Origin of the sequence: Paenibacillus lautus NBRC 15380 (assembly GCF_004000945.1) — a bacterium.
In the GTDB taxonomy this organism is placed as follows: Bacteria; Bacillota; Bacilli; order Paenibacillales; family Paenibacillaceae; genus Paenibacillus_AQ; species Paenibacillus_AQ lautus.
In genome coordinates, this window is record NZ_BIMF01000004.1 from 180,351 (window position 1) to 202,295 (window position 21,945).

General features: G+C 48.6%; 23 protein-coding genes. 8 read left to right on the forward strand and 15 right to left on the reverse strand.

Annotated features, from left to right (window positions below; genetic code table 11):
* Positions 1–125: 125 nt before the first annotated feature.
* Complete coding sequence (gene acsA, locus PLA01S_RS09980) at positions 126–1,850, reverse strand: acetate--CoA ligase (protein WP_127591896.1); 1,725 nt, start codon at positions 1,848–1,850, stop codon at positions 126–128.
* Between the two features lie 286 nt (positions 1,851–2,136).
* Here acsA and PLA01S_RS09985 point away from each other — a divergent pair, with 286 nt between their 5' ends.
* Positions 2,137–2,769, forward strand: coding sequence for a GNAT family N-acetyltransferase (locus PLA01S_RS09985; RefSeq protein WP_071223676.1), 633 nt, complete (start codon positions 2,137–2,139; stop codon positions 2,767–2,769).
* A 112-nt stretch (positions 2,770–2,881) separates the two neighbouring features.
* Here the strand turns inward: PLA01S_RS09985 and PLA01S_RS09990 are convergent, their stop codons facing one another.
* The 4 genes from PLA01S_RS09990 to PLA01S_RS10005 all read right to left on the reverse strand — a co-directional run bounded on the left by PLA01S_RS09990 (position 2,882) and on the right by PLA01S_RS10005 (position 5,668).
* A complete protein-coding gene (locus PLA01S_RS09990; RefSeq protein WP_127591898.1) occupies positions 2,882–3,583 on the reverse strand; it encodes a 5'-methylthioadenosine/adenosylhomocysteine nucleosidase in 702 nt (233 codons plus the stop codon).
* Positions 3,584–3,698: 115 nt separating this feature from the next.
* On the reverse strand, positions 3,699–4,709 hold the full coding sequence (gene ccpA, locus PLA01S_RS09995; protein ID WP_015734310.1) for a catabolite control protein A: 1,011 nt from the start codon (positions 4,707–4,709) through the stop codon (positions 3,699–3,701).
* A gap of 93 nt (positions 4,710–4,802) precedes the next feature.
* Positions 4,803–5,150: a bacillithiol system redox-active protein YtxJ gene (ytxJ, locus tag PLA01S_RS10000; RefSeq protein ID WP_127591900.1), complete on the reverse strand. Its 348-nt coding sequence runs from the start codon at positions 5,148–5,150 to the stop codon at positions 4,803–4,805.
* Positions 5,151–5,245: 95 nt separating this feature from the next.
* Complete coding sequence (locus PLA01S_RS10005; protein WP_246059412.1) at positions 5,246–5,668, reverse strand: hypothetical protein; 423 nt, start codon at positions 5,666–5,668, stop codon at positions 5,246–5,248.
* A 305-nt stretch (positions 5,669–5,973) separates the two neighbouring features.
* Between PLA01S_RS10005 and PLA01S_RS10010 the strand changes: the two genes are divergently transcribed.
* Positions 5,974–6,501: a type 1 glutamine amidotransferase domain-containing protein gene (locus tag PLA01S_RS10010; protein WP_127591903.1), complete on the forward strand. Its 528-nt coding sequence runs from the start codon at positions 5,974–5,976 to the stop codon at positions 6,499–6,501.
* Positions 6,502–6,655: 154 nt separating this feature from the next.
* Here PLA01S_RS10010 and ptsP read toward each other — a convergent pair whose 3' ends face one another.
* From ptsP to aroA, 4 genes are all read right to left on the reverse strand, one after another.
* The gene (gene ptsP, locus PLA01S_RS10015; RefSeq protein ID WP_127591905.1) at positions 6,656–8,419 is read right to left on the reverse strand and encodes a phosphoenolpyruvate--protein phosphotransferase; all 1,764 of its coding nucleotides are present in this window, start codon (positions 8,417–8,419) and stop codon (positions 6,656–6,658) included.
* Positions 8,416–10,299, reverse strand: a complete 1,884-nt coding sequence (locus tag PLA01S_RS10020; protein WP_100536073.1) for a glucose PTS transporter subunit IIA — start codon at positions 10,297–10,299, stop codon at positions 8,416–8,418. The genes ptsP and PLA01S_RS10020 overlap by 4 nt, the downstream gene beginning before the upstream one ends.
* A 187-nt stretch (positions 10,300–10,486) precedes the next feature.
* Positions 10,487–10,909, reverse strand: a complete 423-nt coding sequence (locus tag PLA01S_RS10025) for a CoA-binding protein (RefSeq protein WP_127591907.1) — start codon at positions 10,907–10,909, stop codon at positions 10,487–10,489.
* A 51-nt stretch (positions 10,910–10,960) separates the two neighbouring features.
* A complete protein-coding gene (gene aroA / locus PLA01S_RS10030) occupies positions 10,961–12,253 on the reverse strand; it encodes a 3-phosphoshikimate 1-carboxyvinyltransferase (protein ID WP_127591909.1) in 1,293 nt (430 codons plus the stop codon).
* Between the two features lie 166 nt (positions 12,254–12,419).
* On the opposite strand from aroA, the gene PLA01S_RS10035 reads away from it, so the two are divergent.
* Positions 12,420–12,728, forward strand: coding sequence for a rhodanese-like domain-containing protein (locus PLA01S_RS10035; RefSeq protein ID WP_174819205.1), 309 nt, complete (start codon positions 12,420–12,422; stop codon positions 12,726–12,728).
* A 131-nt stretch (positions 12,729–12,859) separates the two neighbouring features.
* On the opposite strand, the gene PLA01S_RS10040 is transcribed toward PLA01S_RS10035, so the two are convergent.
* Positions 12,860–13,372: a shikimate kinase gene (locus PLA01S_RS10040; protein ID WP_272868142.1), complete on the reverse strand. Its 513-nt coding sequence runs from the start codon at positions 13,370–13,372 to the stop codon at positions 12,860–12,862.
* Positions 13,373–13,577: 205 nt separating this feature from the next.
* On the opposite strand from PLA01S_RS10040, the gene PLA01S_RS10045 reads away from it, so the two are divergent.
* Positions 13,578–14,015 (forward strand): hypothetical protein, encoded by a 438-nt coding sequence (locus PLA01S_RS10045; protein WP_246059414.1) that lies wholly within the window; start codon positions 13,578–13,580, stop codon positions 14,013–14,015.
* A 46-nt stretch (positions 14,016–14,061) separates the two neighbouring features.
* Here the strand turns inward: PLA01S_RS10045 and gnd are convergent, their stop codons facing one another.
* Both gnd and PLA01S_RS10055 read right to left on the reverse strand, forming a co-directional pair.
* The gene (gene gnd, locus PLA01S_RS10050) at positions 14,062–15,471 is read right to left on the reverse strand and encodes an NADP-dependent phosphogluconate dehydrogenase (protein WP_174819206.1); all 1,410 of its coding nucleotides are present in this window, start codon (positions 15,469–15,471) and stop codon (positions 14,062–14,064) included.
* Between the two features lie 192 nt (positions 15,472–15,663).
* Positions 15,664–16,260 carry a YkzI domain-containing protein gene (locus PLA01S_RS10055; protein ID WP_127591911.1) on the reverse strand — a complete coding sequence of 199 codons (597 nt, stop codon included), beginning with the start codon at positions 16,258–16,260 and terminating at the stop codon, positions 15,664–15,666.
* 264 nt (positions 16,261–16,524) lie between these two features.
* On the opposite strand from PLA01S_RS10055, the gene PLA01S_RS10060 reads away from it, so the two are divergent.
* Together PLA01S_RS10060 and PLA01S_RS10065 are read left to right on the forward strand one after the other, a co-directional pair.
* A complete protein-coding gene (locus tag PLA01S_RS10060; RefSeq protein ID WP_127591913.1) occupies positions 16,525–17,148 on the forward strand; it encodes a DUF1054 domain-containing protein in 624 nt (207 codons plus the stop codon).
* 372 nt (positions 17,149–17,520) lie between these two features.
* Positions 17,521–18,996 carry an aminotransferase class I/II-fold pyridoxal phosphate-dependent enzyme gene (locus PLA01S_RS10065; RefSeq protein WP_127592223.1) on the forward strand — a complete coding sequence of 492 codons (1,476 nt, stop codon included), beginning with the start codon at positions 17,521–17,523 and terminating at the stop codon, positions 18,994–18,996.
* Between the two features lie 66 nt (positions 18,997–19,062).
* Here PLA01S_RS10065 and PLA01S_RS10070 read toward each other — a convergent pair whose 3' ends face one another.
* On the reverse strand, positions 19,063–19,386 hold the full coding sequence (locus PLA01S_RS10070) for a DUF1292 domain-containing protein (protein ID WP_071223049.1): 324 nt from the start codon (positions 19,384–19,386) through the stop codon (positions 19,063–19,065).
* 94 nt (positions 19,387–19,480) lie between these two features.
* Positions 19,481–20,035, reverse strand: coding sequence for a stalk domain-containing protein (locus PLA01S_RS10075; RefSeq protein WP_100539292.1), 555 nt, complete (start codon positions 20,033–20,035; stop codon positions 19,481–19,483).
* A 251-nt stretch (positions 20,036–20,286) separates the two neighbouring features.
* On the opposite strand from PLA01S_RS10075, the gene PLA01S_RS10080 reads away from it, so the two are divergent.
* Both PLA01S_RS10080 and PLA01S_RS10085 read left to right on the forward strand, forming a co-directional pair.
* Positions 20,287–21,024, forward strand: a complete 738-nt coding sequence (locus PLA01S_RS10080; protein ID WP_127591915.1) for an MBL fold metallo-hydrolase — start codon at positions 20,287–20,289, stop codon at positions 21,022–21,024.
* Between the two features lie 62 nt (positions 21,025–21,086).
* A complete protein-coding gene (locus PLA01S_RS10085) occupies positions 21,087–21,320 on the forward strand; it encodes a DUF3892 domain-containing protein (protein ID WP_100536066.1) in 234 nt (77 codons plus the stop codon).
* A gap of 88 nt (positions 21,321–21,408) precedes the next feature.
* Here PLA01S_RS10085 and PLA01S_RS10090 read toward each other — a convergent pair whose 3' ends face one another.
* Complete coding sequence (locus PLA01S_RS10090; RefSeq protein ID WP_090912986.1) at positions 21,409–21,852, reverse strand: GNAT family N-acetyltransferase; 444 nt, start codon at positions 21,850–21,852, stop codon at positions 21,409–21,411.
* Between the last annotated feature and the right edge of the window lie 93 nt (positions 21,853–21,945).

Consider the following 21,945-nt stretch of genomic DNA (forward strand, 5'->3'; position numbering starts at 1 on the left):
TATCGACGTATATACCAAATAGACAGACCGCATATAGAGAAAATTTTTGTTGCGATATCAGAAAAAGACTGACAACGAAAATGGCGGTCACCATCTTCATTGTCAGCCCTGTCTTGATCATGGTTTTAATCTTCAATCGTGGACAGATCGCCGGTCGGAAGATCCAGTTCCCACGCTTTCAATACGCGGCGCATGATCTTACCGGAGCGCGTCTTCGGAAGTTTATCCTTAAACTCAATTTCACGAGGCGCGGCATGAGCGGAAAGTCCTTCCTTCACAAAACGGTAAATTTCATCCTTGAGCTCCTGAGTAGGTGTATACCCCTCACGTAAGGAGATAAAGGCCTTAATGATCTCGCCACGGGTTACATCAGGCTTGCCGATCACGCCTGCTTCAGCGACAGCCGGATGCTCAACCAGCTTGCTCTCGACTTCGAACGGTCCGATTCGTTCACCGGACGAATTAATCACGTCGTCTATTCTACCCTGGAACCAGAAGTATCCTTCTTCATCCATATAGGCCGAATCACCTGAAATGTACCAGCCCGGAATTCGGAAGTATTCTTCATACTTCGCCTCGTTATTCCAGATCGCTCTCATCATGGACGGCCAAGGTGTCTTGATTGCCAAGTTGCCCATCGTATACGGAGGAACTTCTTTCCCTTGATCATCCAGGATAGCGGCTGTAATGCCTGGCAGCGGTCGTCCCATGGATCCTGGCTTGATCGCCATCCCCGGGTAGTTACAGATCAGCTGTCCGCCGGTCTCCGTCATCCACCATGTATCATGGATACGCTGGTTATAAGCCTTGTGTCCCCAACGCACTACCTCGGGGTTAAGCGGTTCGCCAACGGATAAAATATGCCGTACATGGCTCAAATCATATTGGTCGATAAGCTCGGAACCCGCACCCATCAGCATGCGGAATGCGGTCGGAGCGCTGTACCATACCGTTACCTTATTGTTTACCAAAGTGCTGTACCAATCCTGCGGACTGAAACGGCCGCCGCGAATGACATTGGTGACACCGTTCAACCATGGAGCAAAAATACCGTAGGACGTACCGGTTACCCAGCCCGGATCGGCTGTGCACCAATATATATCATCTTCCCTTAAATCCAATACAACCTTGCCCGTATAATAATGCTGAATCATGGCATTCTGCACGTGATACACGCCCTTCGGTTTCCCGGTAGAGCCTGATGTATAGTGCATGATCAATCCATCTTCCCGCTCAAGCCATTCAATCTCCAGCTCACTTGATGCAGCCTCTACTTCCTCGTGGTAGCTTACTAGCCGCGGGTCCTCTTCCTCAATATCGCCAACGACAAAAATATGCTTCAGTTCAGGCAGCTCATCCCGCTTCACGCGCGACAACAGTGCAGGCGTTGTGATCAGTGCAACAGCTCCACTGTCCTCCAGACGGTCCTTTACAGCCGTCTCCATAAACGCCTCGAACAATGGGCCGACCACGGCGCCAACCTTCAGAATGCCCAGCAAACCGGCATAGAGCTCAGGGCCGCGCGGCATAAAGATAAATACCCGATCACCTTTGCCAACGCCATATTTGCGGAGTACATTACCGAACTTGTCGGATTTCTCTTTCAGCTGCGCGTAAGTAATAGATTCCTCACGATTGGCGTCGCTGTACAGGAGAGCTACCTTATCTCCTCGCCCCTCTGCTACATGACGATCAATAGCTTCATACGCCATATTCACTTTGCCCGTCTCATACCAAGTAAAATGTCTTTCGATTTCGTCCCATGAAAACTCGGAGCGTGCCTGCTCGTAACTCTTCATATTGGAATGCGAAACTTCACTTGGCAATATTTCGCTATGCGTTTGATTCATGATAACATCCTCCTCATTCTCAAATCGGTCTCCTCATAGTGGACAGCGCTTACAAAATGATTGAATGAAACATACATTTTACACATTGCGGTGGGTCGTCACGTTGTCGCAGTCATCGAGTCATTAACCCCTAGAATTCGCAAGGAAACATATCGTTAAGTACGACACAAATGTGAAGATTTTATGTCGAAAAGATTATATCATAGCTGTTGTTTGCCTGTCATTGCTTTTCATTTTTTTATTTTTTTGCTATAAGTAGGGTATGGAATTGAAAGGAGCGTAACGGATGGAACACTGCAAGGTATACCAGTCTCATGTTCTGTTCCCTGAAGACCGCCGCCTGATCATCGAAGGACCTGTACCTCCCGAGCAACTATCCGAACTAACCATGCACCCTGATCTCAAGGCTTTTCGTCGTCCTGCGGAGCAGCATGAGGCATTGGTGGAAATTGCAGGCCTGCCCGAAGGCAGAATCATCATCACGAGAGACCAAGATATGATCGTTGGATATGTAACGTTTCATCACCCGGATGAGCAGGAACGCTGGTCTGAGGGCAATATGGAAGATTTGATTGAACTTGGCGCCATCGAGGTAGCGAAAGACTACCGTTCTCTGGGACTTGGGCAGCAGATGATCAAGACTGCATTTGAAGAAGAACAGATGGAGCGTTACATCGTGTTTACGACCGAGTACTACTGGCATTGGGATCTTAAAGGAAGCGGCCTTAACGTATGGGATTACCGCAAAATGATGGAACGGTTAATGAAAATCGTGGATATGGAGTGGTATGCAACCGATGATCCTGAAATCTGCTCCCATCCCGCCAACTGTCTCATGGTCAGAATCGGGCGGCACGTACCGCTTTCGTCACAAGAACAATTCGATCGTATCCGTTTCAGACAGCGGTTTATGTATTAAGTTGATATCAAATAAATAAATAAAACAAACTCCCCTGAGCTTGCTCAAGGGAGTTTGTTTGAATGCCGGCACATACTGGAAATGCATACCTACCAAATCCACAAAGTTTTTACTAGAGTTTGCCCAGCATGTAGTTCACGATTTCGTGTGAACGCTTGGAAGCTTTCACTGTAAACTCAGGGAAGTTGACATGGGCAGAGCCGTCTGCCTTATCCGACATGGATCTGATCACCACATAAGGCACACTGTTCATATAACATACCTGGGCAACGGCAGAACCTTCCATTTCCGCGCAAGCCCCGTTCAGATCCTCGTAGAGCGTCCGTACCGTTTCACGGCTGGCAATGAACTGGTCGCCGGACAGAACCTTCCCGATGACGTAATGATTCACCGCCTGCTCTTTGCACGCTTCCTCTGCCAGCTCGATCAACGACGGATCTGCAGGAAAATCGGATACTTCCTGATACGGAATCACCCCACGCGCAAAGCCGAGCGGAGTCACGTCCATATCGTGCTGCATGCAGGAGGAAGAGATGACGATATCGCCAATGTTCAGCTCCGGATGCAGCGCACCCGCTACGCCGGTAAACAGTATTTTGGAAACGCCATAGGTGTCAATCAAGATTTGCGTGGTAACCGCGGCATTCACCTTACCCACCCCGCTCTTGCATACAACGACTCTCTTGCCATGAATCGTTCCTGAAGCATATGTAACCCCTGCACGGACTGCTGATTCTTTATTCTCCAGTTGACTGAGCAGCAATTCCACTTCTTCGTCCATAGCCCCGATTAGGCCGATAACCTGTGTTGTCATACCGATATCCCTCCTGAATTCAAGAACACATAAACATCCCACCAGAAAAAAGCCCCTTAAAACCAGGAGCTTTCTTCAAGTCAATAGATGTCTAAACAACTTTCATTCACACTTCTTACTCGTTCACATGACTAACCGAAAGCCGAAGAATCGTTTCATGCGGCAGAATCACTCGAGGATTCTCCACATTCTCCTTCTTCATCAGCTTGGTAAGCAAACGCATCGCTACGGCTCCCAGATCATACATCGGTTGAGCCACCGTTGTCAGCTGTGGACGAACCATCGAAGCCATCCGGATATTGTCTACGCTGATGATTGAGAAATCATCCGGCACTTTGTAGCCTTCATCCTGAATGCTATGAATAGCGCCAATCGCCATCTCATCGGTAGCAGCAAATATAGCCGTTGGTTTCTTTTTGAGGCCCAGGAAGTACTTCATCGCTTCCACACCGGACTCATAGCGGTAGTTACCGATCCGCACCAAATCCTCTTGATACTCGATGCCTGCAGCTTCCAGTGCTTTTTTGTAGCCTTGGAAACGCGCATAACCGTTCGCCGGATCCTGCAGCGTGCCGCTGATCATAGCGATCTCGCGGTGTCCGTGCCGGATCAGTGTGTTTACCGCATCAAACGCAGCCTGTTCATGATCAATGTCGACCGAAGGATAAGAACCTCTCTCGTCGCTTGTCGCACAAAGAACAATCGGCACAGCCGATGTTTGGAACGCCTGGATATGCTCGTCCGTCACCGTTCCACCCATAAACAACAACCCGTCCACTTGCTTCTCAAGCAAGGTGTTGATAACGCGGATTTCTTTTTCCTTACGTTTGTCGGCATTACACAAAATTATATTATAGTGGTACATGTTAGCAATATCCTCAATACCACGGGCAATCTCCGCAAAGATCGAGTTCGAAATGTCAGGGATCACAACGCCGACGGTTGTGGTCTTCTTGCTGGCCAGACCTCTGGCTACCGCATTCGGACGATACCCTAAACGTTCAATCGCTTCGTATACTTTTTTCCGGGTCTGAGGCTTAACGTTCGGGTTATTGTTTACAACCCGTGATACCGTCGCCATGGAAACGCCTGCTTCGCGCGCAACATCGTAAATGGTTACCGTCAAATTCCTTCTCTCCATTGCCAATAGATTTTCATTCGTTCAATACCAATTGAATTTATGATACGACAAATTACTGCTTTGTGCAACGACACGGCATTAGATGCCGTCCAATTGAGCTTTCAGCGCTTCAGCCGTAATATGGGAATGGGATGTATGCCAGACTGGCGCTCCTTCTTTTACAAGAATAACTTGTGGCGATTCGTGCTGTATGCTTAGAGTTTCCGCAGCCTGACCCGACACCGGACGGTCGGCAATGACATCAATCCATACATAGTCGATCCGCTCGTTCGGCTGGTTCTCCAGGTAAGCTTGCACTTCCTTATAAGCTCCGGCACTAATTGGGCATCTGGTACTATGTTTGAACAACAGCAAGGGCCTCTGCTCCGAAGATTCAAGCGTGTTGCGTAACTCTTCTATAGTAGTCATTTTCGTCAACGTCGCCATAGGATATACATTCCCTTCATTGTATTGAAGTTCCTATCCTCTATCCTAACAAAAAGTGCGTGAAAAATCCAACAACCGCGAAAATTTTCTGAAAATTATCTTGCATAATTGCCCGAATTTTCAGGAATGAGAGATTTTATGGTGCTTAATTGTTCAAGACGCCCCTCAATTTGTCTCATCCAATCACCGTCGACCATGCTCTGGGCATAACGAAATAGATCCAACAGCATATTGATCCGCTCGTCAAAGACTTCCATGCAGCGTGCCTGCCATTCTACCGACGAATCATCATCGTATGTACGGAACACTTCTCGAAGTACGTATGCAGACTCATTAACATCTGCGAACGAAACGTGTATTCGACCGGTCTCATTGCTAATCGAAGCGAGATAGCCAAGTAAATCCGGTTTAATAAAAGGCAGAAGCTCATACTTCTTGCAAGCCTGACAGGCATAAACAGGAACATCACATATGCGAGTCTTTTTTTCATGAATCAGCTTTCTTAATTCCAACTTCATCCATTGTCCGCAGTTGCAGGTTTTGAACAAAATGCCCACCCCAAATCCTATCACGTAATCTAATGCCAACAGCCCTATGTCACAAATCTGTCACCTGAACTAGTTCTATTCGACTATCATACCAAAGAATCCTGCAAATTTGTGATAATGCTTTATTTACCAGATATGTTTCCAAATGTTTGTCCTTTGGTCGCTCCTATGAAACTGCCCTCCATATTTGTTACAATGAGTATAGTCTTAAGAGACGTATTCGGTCGTTTTACGGATATATCAAGAAATCTGCAGAGAAAGGGGCTATATCGAACATGAGATTGGCTGGAAAAAAAGTGATAGCACTTGTAGACGAAGAGTTCGAGGATCTGGAACTATGGTATCCCGTTTACCGAGTCCGTGAGGAAGGGGCTGAAGTCCATCTTGCCGGATTGGAAAAAGGAAAAACTTACACGGGCAAATATGTCGTTCCCGCTCAAGCCGAGTATTCGTTTGAAGAGCTGAACAGCAAGGATTATGATGGAATTCTCGTTCCGGGAGGCTGGGCACCGGACAAGCTGCGCCGTTATGATAAAGTGCTGCAGCTGGTTAAAGAAATGAATGCGGACAAAAAGCCGATCGGGCAGATCTGCCACGCCGGCTGGGTGCTCATCTCTGCCAAAATCCTAGACGGCATCACGGTTACTTCCACACCGGGAATCCGGGACGATATGGAAAACGCTGGTGCAATCTGGAAGGATGAAGCGGTCGTGACCGACGGTCATATTATTTCCGCCCGCCGTCCACCGGATCTTCCGCCGTACGGCAAAGCCTTTTGCGATGCATTGGCACAGCAAAGCTAGTAGCTCCCCCTGCACCACAAAAAAACAGCCGCTTATTTCACCAAGAAGAGCTCTGGTGAGATAGGCAGCTGTTTTTTTGTGAATATAGCTTGTCCACTCAAAAAAGAAACATGAAAAATTAAAAACTGGAATGTGATCCGTTTCTTGAAGCTTTTTAAGAGGCCGTGCTGTCCGTACCGTTAGTTCCGTTCAGATAACTGCTCCGTTCGGCAAAGGCGCTGAGACGCTCTTCGACAGCGGAGCTGGTACGCAATTTGAAGCAAGCCGCTGCCTCCCCCTTCGCTTCTGCCGCATTGGTATTCAAGATGCGATGCTTCACGCGAAGCAAGGATTGCGGAGACATGCTTAGATCCTTAACGCCAAGCTCCAGCCATATCGGAATCGCCCGCTCGTCCCCTGCCATTTCTCCACACACGCTGACCGGTATGCCTGCCTCATGCGCAGCCTCCACCGTCGTCCGAAGCATGCGCAAGACTGCAGGATGAAACGGATGGTACATGTGCGCGATCTGCTCGTTCATCCTATCCACCGCCAGCACATACTGAACCAGATCATTCGTTCCGATGCTGAAGAAATCGGCTTCCTCTGCCAACAAATCCGAGATGGTGACTGCTGCCGGCACCTCAATCATGATGCCGACCTTAATGTTCGGATCGTATGCAATGCCGCGTTGGTCCAAATCGGCCATCGCACGCCGCAGCACGGCATTAGCCTGTTTGACTTCATCTACCGAGGATATCATCGGATACATGATTTTGACGTTACCAAAAGCGCTGGCCCTCAGAATAGCGGACAGCTGGGTCTGGAACGGCTCTGTTCGATCCAGACTGATACGGATGGCGCGATATCCCAGGAAGGGGTTCTCTTCTTCCGGCAGCCCGAAATAATCCAGCTGCTTATCGCCGCCAATGTCCAGCGTACGGATCACGACCGAGGCCTGACCTGCGTTCTCGGCAACCAGTTTATACACTTCAAACTGCTCTTCTTCCGAAGGAAAGTTGTGGCGGTCCATGTATAAGAATTCCGTCCGGAACAATCCGACTCCCTGCGCGCCGTTCTTCAGCGCAATCTCCATTTCTTTCACGGAGTTCATATTCGCGGCCAGATTAAAATAGGTTCCATCCTTCGTAACCGCATCAACCGTTGCCAGGAGCTGCAACTGCTCTTTCTTTTTCCGTTGTTGCTCGCGGATCCCTTCATAACGATCCACGATCAGCGTGTCGGGCTCCAAATACAGCAAGCCTTCATCTCCATCCACAACTAAATGCTGTCCGGTCTGGATCGGATTATCCAGCTTGTTCTCAATCCCGGATACAAGCGGTATGCCGAGAGCGCGGGCCATAATCGCCGAATGAGAGGTCTTGCCACCCGTCATCGTCACTATGCCAAGAACATGGGAAGGGTTAAGGTGCACAAGCTGAGACGGAGAGAGTTCCTTCGCAACCAAAATATAAGGCTGCGTATCAGCCGGAAGCTTGACTTCCGGAGCACCGAGAAGATGCTTGAGCAGCCGATTGCCAACATCCTTAATATCCAGCGCCCGCTCCTTCATATATTCGTCGTCCAGCAAATCGAACATGGATACGAAATGATCGATCGCCTCTTTAACCGCCACCTCGGCAGCCTTGTACTGGCGCTCGATGATCCCTTGAATTTCGTTCATGAACACGGGATCCTCCAGTATGGCCAGATGCGCATCAAAGATCTGCGACTCCTCGTGCCCCACCATTTCCTTGAATTCGTTCTTGATATATTCAATTTCATTCTTGGAGGTTCGTATGCCTTCATATAAGCGCTCGAACTCTTTGGCTAAATCGACAGCATCCATTTCGGAATCCGGAAGGTCCAGCTCCCAATGCGGCAGTACGAAAGCCTTACCGATCGCTACGCCTGTTGCTGCGCCAATGCCTTGTATCATGATTCTCTACCCCCAGCATTACTCTCATTTAATACGACGGACATGACAGATGACTGTCCTCTCTTAACGGACTTGAATGGAGCAAAGCTCCAAGATCTTACTTTATCGGGATTGGTGATCACCATAGGTGTGGCCAGTGAAGCGGCATGTGTCTTTAAATACGCCAAATCGAACTTGACCAGCAGTTGCCCCGGTTCAACAGTATCCCCTTCGCTTACCACAGCTGTAAACGGTCCTTTCAGTTGAGAGGTATCGATTCCGATATGGATCAACACCTCAAGCCCATCCGGCGTTGAAATGCCAATGGCATGCATCGTCGGATAGACGTGCATCACGGTTCCGTATACCGGAGATACAAGTTCCCCTTTTTCCGGAATGAACGCAACGCCGTTGCCGACAAGCTTGGCGGCAAAAATATCATCCGGCACTTCGTCAATCGGAAGCATACGTCCCTGTACGGGCGCGCTGAACAGAACGCGCGGCAAATCTTGCTGCATCAGCTTATTGATCTCTTCGCGGATGAGCTCAGAATACGTCCCGAATACCACCTGGACGTTACCACCGCCCAACTTGATGATGCCGGCTGAACCGAGCAATTTCAGTGCGTCCGAATCAATCTGGCGGTCATTGTATACGGTCAATCGAAGACGCGTCATGCAGGATTGGACCTGAACGATGTTGTCTTTCCCCCCAAGCGCCTCCAGAATAAGCGGTGCCTGATAGGGAATGTCTCCTGCCCGGCCTTCCAGCGCCGAACCTTCTTCACGCCCGGGTGTCGGGATTTCGAAGGTGCGAATGGCCCAACGGAACAGAAAATAGTAAACGATGCCGTATACCGCCCCGATCGGTATGATGATCCAGGCGTTCTGCGACAAATGAAAATTGAGTACATAGTCAATAAATCCGGCTGAGTACGAAAACCCGTGATGGATATCAAACGCATAGGTAAGCACCATCGCGAACCCGGCCATCAGGGCGTGGAGCACATACAGATAAGGAGACGCAAATAAGAACGCGAATTCAATCTGCTCCGATACCCCGGTCAAAAAACAGACAAGCGCAGACCGCATGAATGTTTTTTTCACCTTCGGCTTCAAATCTTCCCGTGCCTCTTGAATAATCGCAAATGCAATCGCCGGAAGGGCAAACATCATAATCGGGAATAACCCCGCCATGAAGTCGCCTGCTGTTGGATCACCCGCGAAGAATCGGGGTAGATCTCCCTGAACGACGGTACCGTCTTCCGTCTCGTACGAGCCCAGCTGAAACCAATACACGTTATTCAACAAGTGATGCAGGCCGAAGGCCGTCAGTACCCTGTACAAAATGCCGTAGAGAAATAATCCGAACGCCCCCATATGTACGGTCAGATCATAAAAAGCATCTAATCCGCGCTGTACAATGGGAGCCATCCCCAGCATGATCCATGCAAATATCGTCGAGAACAGTCCCATGAACAAAAGTACAAATCGGGAGCCCCCAAAAAACTGTATAGCTTCAGGAAGCTTAATATGTTTGAACCGGTTATAAACGTAACCGGACATTACCCCAAAAATAATACCAATCAAGGTCGAGGGCTGTACACTCCCGTCTCCCAGACGGGATATAACCTGATCATAGATGAACATGCCAGCCAGAGCGGCAAGACCTGCAGGTCCTCCCTGGTTCGAGAGCCCCCATGCGACACCGATGGCAAATAAATACGGCATATAATAAAACACGCCGTGCCCCGCTGCCTGGGCAATTTCGCCCAAGGTTCCGAAGCCCCACGCCGACCATGGCAGACTCCCCACGCTAAGCAGGAGAGCTGCCGCCGGAAGCGCCATTGTAGGGAGCATAACTGCTCTGCCCAGCTGTTGTAATGATCCCAACCAATTCAAGGCGAGCCCTCCTTTCTATCCTTGATGGTAAGCGCTGCGCCTGTTTTTGTCAAAAAGAAATCAGGGCAAATGCCACATAGAAAAGCAAGCCTCACAAGCAGCACCTCGGCTGGCCCAGGATCGTGTCCAGTCTGCCACCGCTGCTTCAACATAAGGCTTGCCATAATTCCAAAACACCTATTAAATCTTAACGCCCGCCCAAAGCGATGGAATCCTCCACCTTAATGCAGCGGTCCATGATGGCAATCATGCCGTTTTTCTCCGCGATGGCCGCCGCCTCTTCACTAATAATTCCCTGCTGCAGCCACAGCACCCTCGCGCCAATCTCGGCAGCTTCCCGCGCCACGTCGGCACAGTATTCGCTGCGACGGAACACATTGACGATATGGATCGGCTCCGGAATGTCCTTCAGGGATGGATAGCTCTTCTCCCCAAGTATTTCTGTTGCACCAGGGTTAACCGGGATAATCCGGTATCCGCGTTTTTGCATCGCAGCAGAAACCATATGAGATGTACGATCCGGCCTGTCGGATAGACCGACAACAGCGATATTGCCTGCGTTTCGCAAAATATCCGCGATTTCTTCACGCGTAGGATTTTCAAATGCCATGCTTCAAGACCACCTCTCCATTCGTAATAGACGAGCCGCCTGGCTATTCCTTTATTTTACCCATTCTACGTTAGCTCCAAGCGCCTTCATGTGATCAAAATATTGCGGGTACGACTTGGCCACATGATGCGCGTCCTTAATCCGGATCGGCTGATGTGCGCGGAGCCCGACCACCGTCAGGGCCATGATCACCCGATGATCATAATGGGCATTGATCTCCACACCACCCTCAACGCCTTCCGGACGGCCGTGAACGATGATCTCGGCCTGGCGTTCCTCAACGTTGGCTCCGGCTTTTCGCAATTCGTTCAAATAATCCGTAATCCGGTCACATTCCTTATAGCGGAGATTCTCCACGTTGTAGAATCGGGAGGTACCTTCCGCAAACACAGCGGCCGCTACCATCGCAAGCACCGCATCGGTCGCTGCATCTCCGTCGAATTCCAATGCCTTGAGGGTACGGTTGCCCTGCACATGGACATTTCCGTTCTCGTGCGTGAGCGGTACCTCCATCATCCGAAGGACGTCAATAATGGCCCGCTCCCCCTGCTTGCTGTCCTCTGACAGATTGCGGATGGTTACATCCGACTGCGTAACCGCAGCCGCCGCCAGAACGGCAGCGGAGCCCGGATAATCGCCTTGAACCGTATAGGTCTTCGCTTCGTAGGATTGACCGCCAGGAACCCGGAAGAAGGTATAATCGTCCTGTGCGTGAATCGTAATGCCCGCTTGCTCCAGCACTTCCAGGGTCTGACCGATAACGACCTTGGATTTCAAATCTCCGGTAACGGTTATTTCGCTGTCTTCGGCAAGCAGTGGCGTTAAGAACAACAATGCGCTTAAGTACTGCGAACTCACTTCGCCAGAAACGGTGAGCTGTCCGCCCTTAGGCTGACCGCCACGAATCGTGATCGGCAGCTTGCCCTCGTTATGCTCCACTTCCACACCCAATTGACCAAGCGTATCAATGAGATCATCATGTGGACGTTTGCCCAGTGATTCCGGATAGGTATTGACGAAGGTAACCTCTTTCGACAACGCCGTGATTCCCATCAGGAAACGCAAAACGGCACCGGCATTACCGACATTCAGTTCCTTCACATCCCGCGGCGATTTGCCAAAGCCCGTAATGACCGCCTTCTCCTCGTCCTCCTCGAGCACGGCTCCAAGATCCCGGATACAGCGTCTCATGGCATCGCTATCCTCGCTATGAGCTGGGTAATAGATCGTGCTCGTTCCTTCCGCAAGTGCAGCCACCAGCAGGTAACGGGTTGTATAGTTCTTGGAGGATAACGCTCCAATCTCTCCGGTTAATATTGGCGTAGGCTTGACGATTACATCCATCGTATGTATCTCTCCTTGTGTATATTATGTTACGATAACGAACCTTGAAATCTCCCCTAGGATAAATTGACAGGGAAAGAACCGCTTGGTTATCATAGTTCATGTGAACTGGAAATTCAGATCGTTACGATCTTAATCATTTATTATCAGAAAAGAGGTCTATATGATGAAACCGATCCCTCAAATGGAAACATCGGAGCTTAGAAGCCGGCTTCAAAACGGCGAAAATGTGTACATGATTGATGTCCGCGAGGATGAGGAAGTTGCTGCCGGCATGATCAGCGGCGCCAAGCATATTCCTATGGGCGAAATTCCGAATCGCCTGGACGAAATTCCACGCGATCAAGAGGTTGTCTTCATCTGCCGCAGCGGTGGACGCAGTCAACATGTATGCGAATTTTTGAATCACCAAGGCTTGACTAATGTAATCAACATGAAGGGCGGCATGCTTCAGTGGCATGACGATGAAGAATAGACAAGCTTATGGAAGGTGCGGGATGATCGTTATCCCCGCCTTTTTTGCTTGTTCCAATCCAAATGCGATCCCCAGATTCACCCATAGAGACTAATCCATGATCATCATCCCCAACCCGTTCGCTGACCATCTTAGCCGCGGTAATGCGTTAAAATGTCAGTCGCCACTTCCCCTGCGGATCGACCAACCGTATCCACGATTACATCCGCAAACAGGTATTTGTCCTTTCGTTCATCCAGGATACGCCGAACTCTATCTTCGACATCACCCGCAAGCAGCGGTCGATTGGCATCGCCCCGTACCCGTTCAACGATGCTGGCAGCATCCGCTGTAAGAGCAGCGACCCAGCCACCACGTTTCATTTGGTCACAGTTCTCGGAACGAAGCACAGCCCCTCCGCCGGACGCTACAACAATGCCTTTCCGTTGCAAAACGCTGCGCAGTACAGCAGATTCAGCCTCGCGGAAATACGCCTCTCCATCCGTTTCAAACATCTCGGAAATCGTTCTGCCTTCCATCCTCTCAATTTCCGCATCCAGATCGATCAGGGTGTAGCCGAGCGTGTCTGCCAGAAGACGCCCAACGGTTGACTTGCCCGTACCCATCATCCCGATCAGAATGATGTTCCTACCTACTTTATCCAATTTGACACCCCATTTGCTGCTTCACTGTAAAGGTTGCTCATATCATACCACAGCCCCAAATCTTTCGACAATGGACCTGACTCTCTAAATTGTTGTGATGCGAGTAACCCAAGTAAAGCTCCAATTATAACGAGTCTATCTGGTTCCCTATTGTCATATACTAATTACAAGAATACAAGATTAAAAGAAAGGAGTGAAATTCATTATGTCTTCTCGTCCAACCGGTCTCTCTTCCGCTGCCAAGCGCATCCGTCGGATCCTCGACCCATCCTACCCGCTATGCCGCGAAGATGTGATCTGGGTGCTTCATTTTGTCCAAAAAAAAGTGGCTCTGAAGGATCCTGCACTGCTGGATCTTTCAAAGCCACGTTTGCTGCAAAATTTCAACAGTTACTGCGAAGCCGCGCTGCTCTTGCTCGGAAGCGGAAACCACATCCATACCAAGAACCACGACATCCGCACCTGTCTCTTAGAAGCCATGCACGGACTTCCTGAGCTGGCGGAGGCACACTCCCCTTCTCAAGCCCGCACGGTTGAATCTCTGACCTCTCCCCAGGCGAATGGAATTCATCCTACCTCCGAGAATGAAATAGACCCATCCAAAAAGGTTGGTATTCATACTCCCGTAAAAGAGCAGGATTAATTCATCTAGGGGGGATGGCGTTCATGCTGCCATAGATAGAGGAGAATTATTCCATCCAGTTATAGTGGAAGGTTCCTTCTTTGTCCACGCGTTTAAACGTATGCGCTCCAAAGTAGTCACGCTGTGCCTGCAGCAGGTTTGCTGGCAGGTTTGCAGTGCGATAGCTATCGTAGTATGCAAGCGCGCTGGAGAAACCAGGAACCGGAATGCCCAGGGACACCGCGGAAGCAACTACCTTACGCCATGCATCTTGATAGGATTCAATAATATCGGTAAAGAACGGATCCAGCAGCAGGTTCTTGAGCTCAGGATTGTTCTCATATGCATCCGTGATGTTCTGCAGGAAACGGGAACGGATAATGCAGCCGCCGCGCCAGATTTTAGCGAGGTTGCCGTATTGCAGGTTCCAGCCGTACTCATCGGACGCCACGCGAAGCTGTGCAAAGCCTTGAGCGTAGGATACGATCTTGCTTGCAAACAGCGCTTTGCGCACATTTTCAATGAACTCGGCTTTGTCGCCGTCAAATGCAGCCGTTTTTGGACCATTCAGGATTTTGCTTGCCGCCACACGCTCTTCTTTCATCGCGGAGAGGAAACGGGAGAACACGGATTCGGTGATCATGGACAGCGGCACACCCAGATCCAGGGAGCTTTGGCTTGTCCATTTGCCTGTTCCTTTTTGACCCGCCGTATCCAGGATGACGTCAACCATCGGCTTGCCGGTTTCTTCGTCATATTTGGAGAAAATGTCCGCCGTAATCTCGATCAGATAGCTGTCGAGTTCGCCTTGGTTCCACTCCGTGAAGATTCCGTGCAGATCCTTCGCGTCAAGGCCGAGTACGTCCTTCAGCAACTGGTAAGCTTCGCAAATAAGCTGCATATCGCCATATTCGATACCGTTGTGAACCATTTTTACATAATGGCCGGCACCGTCTGGTCCGATATATGTACAGCAAGGCTCTTCGTTAACTTTAGCGGAAATGGCTGTCAAAATAGGCTCAACCAGCTTGTAGGCACTTTCTTGTCCGCCAGGCATGATCGATGGACCTTTCAACGCGCCCTCTTCGCCGCCGGAAACCCCAGCACCGATAAAGTTAAAGCCTTTTTCAGCCAGTTCTTTGCTGCGGCGCTGTGTGTCAGGGAAATAAGCGTTACCGCCGTCGATGATGATATCGCCTTTGTCCAAATGTGGAATCAGCTGTTCAATCGTAGCATCCGTAGCTTGTCCCGCTTGTACCATGATCAGGATTTTACGAGGAGTTTCAAGGGAATCCACGAATTCTTCGATCGAGAACGTCCCCTTCACTTGCTTGCCTTCGGTTTCCTTCAGCATATCTTCCGTTTTTTGCGGAGAGCGGTTATATACGGAAACGGTGAAGCCTTTGCTTTCGATGTTCAGGGCCAGGTTTTTTCCCATTACAGCAAGGCCAATCACACCGATTTGTTGTTTTGACATCTGGTTCTCCATCCTTTGCTCCAATATATTTTTAAACAACCCATCCCTATCCGAGATGATTTGCAATAATCTTATATTAACGTTTTTCATTTGACAAGTGAACCCCTGTCACAAAATCAGAACACGCGCGAAAACACCCCTTCTGTTTCGGAGTGTTGTTCGTGCTTTAAACTTGTATCCGGGTTGAAGTCATTACCACTCCAGTCTCATCAGCTCCAAGGAAAGCTCACGGAGTCTTTGCTTGCAAGCCGAAATTTTGTCTTCGTCCCCCTCTTGCAGAGCCGCATAGAGCTTCTCAAGCTCATCATCGGTTTCCAGTCTGGACAGCAGTAATCGCTGTTCCCCTACATCCGATTCAAACAACCGCAGCATTTCCTGCTCCGTCATCGGCGTCCCCTTCTGAAACAGCACCCGCTGCCGGTAACCGGATATTTCCACGAGTCTTATGACCTCACCAAACAAAATATTCTCGATCAATATTTGCCGATCCTTGAAACGTTTGACGACAGCATGGCCACGGGTATTCTCGATCAATTTCTCCATCCATTCCGCGAGTTTGGGATCACGGATCATATAATCGCCTACCAGTTTAAAACCGCTTCCTGTTCGTTGAAACCGCAGCTTTACCAGCTTGCGACCTGTTCGGATTGAAATGACAAACTGCGTATCATTCTCGCTCCAATAAAGCGAATATCCTTCCTGGATCAATTCCTTGATTAGGTCCTGGATATGCCGGCGATCAAACCGGAGCTCCAGGTTGCAATATTCCACTTCCTCGCTCTTATTCACGGCACTCCCTCCTCCGGTTTACTACCGATCATTAAACGGCGGTGAAGATTTCCCCCATGGCTGGTTTTGATGTTGTCTTATCTATATCTTATACTCCATCTTATGTAACGGTAACTTGGTTTATTGACTATTTTTAACCCACATGAACATACGGTGAAGCTTTTCTGGGTAATGCGTGATGTCCGTTCGCCTTATGGTATAATAAGTTATCCAAAAACCGAGTTTAGTAACGATATCATCAACAACAGGGAGGCCATCACATCCATGACGGTTACCGGATTTACAGATCAAGATTTCGACGTATTCTCCGTTCCCGGGCTTGAAGCCCGTATGGAGGTTCTCATTGAACGGGTAAGACCCAAGCTGGAAGTGCTAGGGGCTGAACTCGCCCCCTATGTATCCGCATTGGCTGGGGAAGAGATGTTTGTGCATGTGGCCAAGCATGCTAGACGCACTGTCAATCCTCCCATTGACACCTGGGTCGCTTGGGCTGCGAGCAAACGCGGCTATAAAGCACTGCCTCATTTTGAGGTAGGCATGTTCGGAACCCATCTGTTTGTCATCTTCGCGATTATTTACGAAAGCCCCAACAAAACCGTGTTTGCCAGCAACCTGGAAGCCAAGCTGAAAAAAACAGCGAAGGCGCTGCCTAAACATTTCTACTGGTCCATGGATCACATGAACCCGGCCGGAACCCCTCATCAGGATATGAGCGAGGAGGATTTCACGCGTCTGATTGAGAAGCTGAAGCAGGTGAAAAAGGCTGAAGTCATGTGCGGACTGCGCATCCCGCGCGAGGAAGCCGTCAAGCTTGAAGGGGACGAGCTGGTGCAAAAAGTGCAGGGAACGTTTGAGACGCTGCTACCGCTTTATAAAATGGCGTTTTAATGAGCATGATATGTGGATGAAAAGGGCTGCTGATGCAGCTCTTTTTTTAAGATTATAGAATTTATAAATTTTCAGCGAAGCTGAACAATTCTATATCGCAAGAAAATCTTCCTTTAACCGCGGTCTGTCTTCTGAGAAAGTACGTCGATAGACGTTTTTCTTATGGATGATATTTTAATGAAGGAACGATGAAGATCTTGTTGCTCCTCCGTAATATGTCTAAAGTTTGAAGCGTTGCTGGACAAAGCAAAAAAAGCCGTTCATTCTCCTTGCATTCCCCCCCTATTTTGCTATACTCAATTTTGTTTATATAAAAACAGAAATCAACAAATCATAAGAAAATAAACATAAGGAAAGGTTGTGACAACGTCCATGGACCACAGTCGTACACCGCTCTTCACCGCACTTAAAGAACATGCGGCCAAAAACCCCGTGCAATTTCACATTCCGGGACATAAGAAGGGCCTCGGCACCGATGCCGAATTTCGGGAATTTATAGGGGATAACGCCTTTTCTATAGATTTGATCAATATTGCGCCGCTGGATGATTTGCATCAGCCCACTGGCGTCATCGAGGAAGCCCAAAAGCTGGCCGCCGACGCATTCGGTGCCGATCACACCTACTTCAGTGTCCAAGGAACAAGTGGAGCGATCATGACCATGATCATGTCGGTATGTTCGCCCGGCGATAAAATCATCGTACCGCGCAATGTCCATAAATCCGTGCTTTCCGCCATCATTTTTACCGGGGCCAAGCCTGTATTCGTATCGCCTGCCCAGGATTCCAATGTGGGTATCGATCACGGAATCACCATCAGCTCGGTCCGAAAAGCATTAAAACGTCACCCTGACGCCAAAGCCGTTTTGGTCATTAACCCAACTTACTTCGGGGTAAGCGCGAATCTGAAGGAAATCGTGGATTTGGCTCACAGCTACAATGTGCCCGTTCTCGTGGATGAGGCGCACGGAGTATTGATCCACTTCCATGAAGACCTTCCGATGTCGGCAATGGAAGCCGGGGCCGATATGGCTGCGACCAGCGTTCACAAACTCGGCGGCTCGATGACGCAGAGCTCCGTACTAAACGTGAATACCAAGAACGGATACATCAATCCTTACCGCGTACAAACAATCATCAGCATGCTGACCACAACCTCCACCTCCTATATCCTGCTGGCATCGCTTGATACTTCACGCCGCAGTTTGGCGCTGCATGGACGCGAAATGGCTGCAAGGACGATTGAGTTGGCGCAATATGCACGTCATGAAGTTAATAAAATCGAAGGTTTGTACAGCTTCGGTGAAGAAATATTAGGCGGAGAAGCAACCTACTCCTATGATCCGACCAAATTGACGATCCATGTACGTCATCTTGGCATTACAGGATATGAAACCGAGAACTGGCTGCGGGATCACTACAATATTGAGGTGGAGCTCAGTGATATGTACAATATTCTGTGCCTCATTACACCGGGGGACAATCAGGAGACCATCGATATTTTGCTGACAGCGCTCCGCGAGCTTTCGAATCAGTACATGCATGTGAATGAGATTAACGAGCTGGTAGTGAAGACACCAGAAATTCCACAGTTATCGCTTATCCCTCGCGATGCGTTTTACGGAGATACGGAAGTTGTGCCTTTCAAGGAATCGGCAGGACGCATTATTGCCGAATTCATCTATGTCTATCCGCCAGGGATTCCAATTCTGCTTCCGGGCGAAGTGATTTCCCAGGAAAACATCGATTACATTATCGATCATGTCGAAGTAGGCCTTCCGGTTAAAGGCCCCGAGGACCGCAGCATCCAAAATGTGAAAGTCATCGTGGAAACAGACCCTATATTCTAAAATGACAGATATAAATACAATAAACCCGGTGCGAGAGGTTCGCACCGGGTTTATTGTTTGGGAGTCTTATTCCTGGTTTGCAGCAGCGACCAGTTCGTTGTAAACCGCCTCTACTTCATTCCATTCTTCTTCGTCCTCAATATTGTAAAGAACCATTTCCTCGTTCTCTTCTTCCATACGTAGAATGACGCCGTCCGCTTCCGGATTTTCGCGTTCAAGCAAAAGCGCGTAAAGTTTCTCGCCGACATCAAATGTCTCCACAAGAACCATCTCTACTTCTTTTCCTTCTTCATCCGTCAATGTCAGCACAAACTCTTCATGTTCGTGATCGTGGTCATGGTCGTGACCGCAACCGCAAGCATCTCCGTGTTCATGTTTGTGTTCACTCATTGAAAAAACCTCACTTCGGTTAAATTATCATACTTTCGTATCGTATCACGGATAGCTTCTTCAGGTCAATTTCTGCCAATGGTCTTTATCCCCATCAGTTGAGCGTTGTAATGACTTTTTCAGCAATTTTCACAAAATCCGAATCCGCTTTTACTTTTACATAAAAACCAACCGAATACTTGCCTGTTGTTTTAAAATCGTACGTGAAGTCATAGGTTCGGAACCAAAAGTTATCCTTGCGGTCCTTCACAACCTCGGATTGAATATCCTTGATATTGCCCGAAGGATCCTCAATCGCTACTTTCACTGAATGAATATCGTTGTTTAAGCTGTCTACCTGGCTAAAAACATTGAATTTCAGCTTCCCCTTGTTCACGTTGCCGAATACAGTATCCCCTTTAAACAGGAAAATATGCACGTTCGGCTTGATGACTTGAACTTGTCCATTCGCGGGATTCCAATCTACAGCCCCGTCAAATTCCCGAACCGGCACATAGGTTTTGCCGTCAATTAAATATCCGCCATCCTTCAATTCATGACCGTTCAGCCAGACACGGACACGCTCATTGACGGAATCTGCAAACAAAAGGGTGCTGCCACCCATTAAAGAGAGCACTAGCATACATGCCATCACTTTTTTCCACTTCATAATAATCATTTCCCTCCATTGGCTCATCTTGTTGTTATATGTGTATACTACATGTCAAAAAACAAGTTGCGGACAATTTTGCACTTTGTGGTAAAATTTTTTCCTCATGCTTTAAGGTTTGTTCTTCTCACGAATTATACTGCATTTCAGCCCCGATTCGATCATATAATCCGTGTAAATCAACGTGGAATTCGTTAAAATATACATTAGCATACTGGACTGCACATCAAATCATCAGGAGGTTTCATCCATTGACACTGAAATTGCAAATGCTTGGCACCGGCAGTGCGTTTGCCAAGAACTACTATAACAATAACGCACTGATCCATGACGGAAATTTCACACTGCTCATCGACTGCGGCATTACCGCTCCCATGGCACTTCATCAGCTAAATAAAACATTTAACGATATGGATGCCGTGCTTATCACACACATTCATGCCGACCATGTGGGCGGACTGGAGGAGCTTGCCTTTATTATGAAAATGAAATACAACCGCAAGCTCCCGCTCTACATTGCTGAATCGCTGGTGGAACCGATATGGGAACATTCACTCAAAGGCGGCTTATATCAACAGGGACATATCTCCTCCCTGGATGATGTATTTGACGTACGCCCTTTGAAACCGGGAGTAAAGGCCAATATTTCATCAGGGATCTCGGTAGAGTTGATTCATACGCAGCATATTCCCGGCAAGGACAGCTATTCGCTTTATCTGAATGACCGGATTTTTTACAGTGCTGACATGGTATTCGATCCTATACTGCTCAACCAATTGGTGAATGAGCGGGATTGTGAAGTGATTCTACACGAATGTCAGCTGCAGGGCCCGGGCGAGGTTCATACGACACTGGATGAACTGCTGAGCCTCCCTGAAGAAATTCAGGAACGCACCTATCTCATGCATTACAGCGATGAGGTCGAAGCTTTCATTGGCAAGACCGGAATCATGGAATTTGTGGAGCAGCAGCGGGTATACGAATTGTAGATCAATATAGATGAATAGTTTATGAGGTTTCCCGGGAACACTAATGCCGGGAGGCGATTCATATGGATAATGCACAACAAGAAGTCGTAGGCGTCCGTAAAAATGGCGATGGCGACATCATCGAACTTAAACTGGATAACGGTAGTGTCGTTGACTACAAGACAGCTCAACAGATGGCCAAGAATAAAGAAATCAAAAACCTGAACGTATTCCGTGGACGTGACGGAGACGAACATCTTCGTTCCAATGCGGATGGCGATCCCAGCAACAACCTGGATAATTTGCCAAACTTTTAAATTCATGCCTAAAAAGACCTCGAGTCGATACTCGAGGTCTTTTCTTTTTAGAACGATGCGGCTCATTAGCACCTTATATTTAAGAAGCCTACAGTTCCTTTTTCATACGAACGTGGGGAATGCCAGCATCATCAAACGGCTCGTCCGAAATCGTTTCATACCCCAGCTTGCGATAAAATGCCTCCGCTTGCACCTGCGCATCCAGCACGGAATACTGCAGTTTCAATTCACGCGCCTGCGCTTCCAATGCCATCATGAGCACACGCCCTATCCCTTTGGAACGGAATGGCTTACGTACCGCGATTCGCTGCATTTTGGCGGAATCCTTATTGTAATAGGTGATGCGTCCGGTTGCCGCGTACTGTCCCTCCGATTTGATCAAGATATGATGCGCATCGGATTCGAGGCGATCGTAATCATCAATCTCCAGGTCAATCGGAACCTTCTGTTCAAGCACGAAGACATCCTTCCGGATATCCAGCGCCTGCTGCAACTGCTCTTCTGTTGATACATTTATGATTTCTGCTGCCATTTCAACACCTCTTTATGTAGAATCAATTCCTTGTGATATCGCAGATCGAGATATTATACAAAATAATCATTTTCCTGTATAGTATAAGCTAAC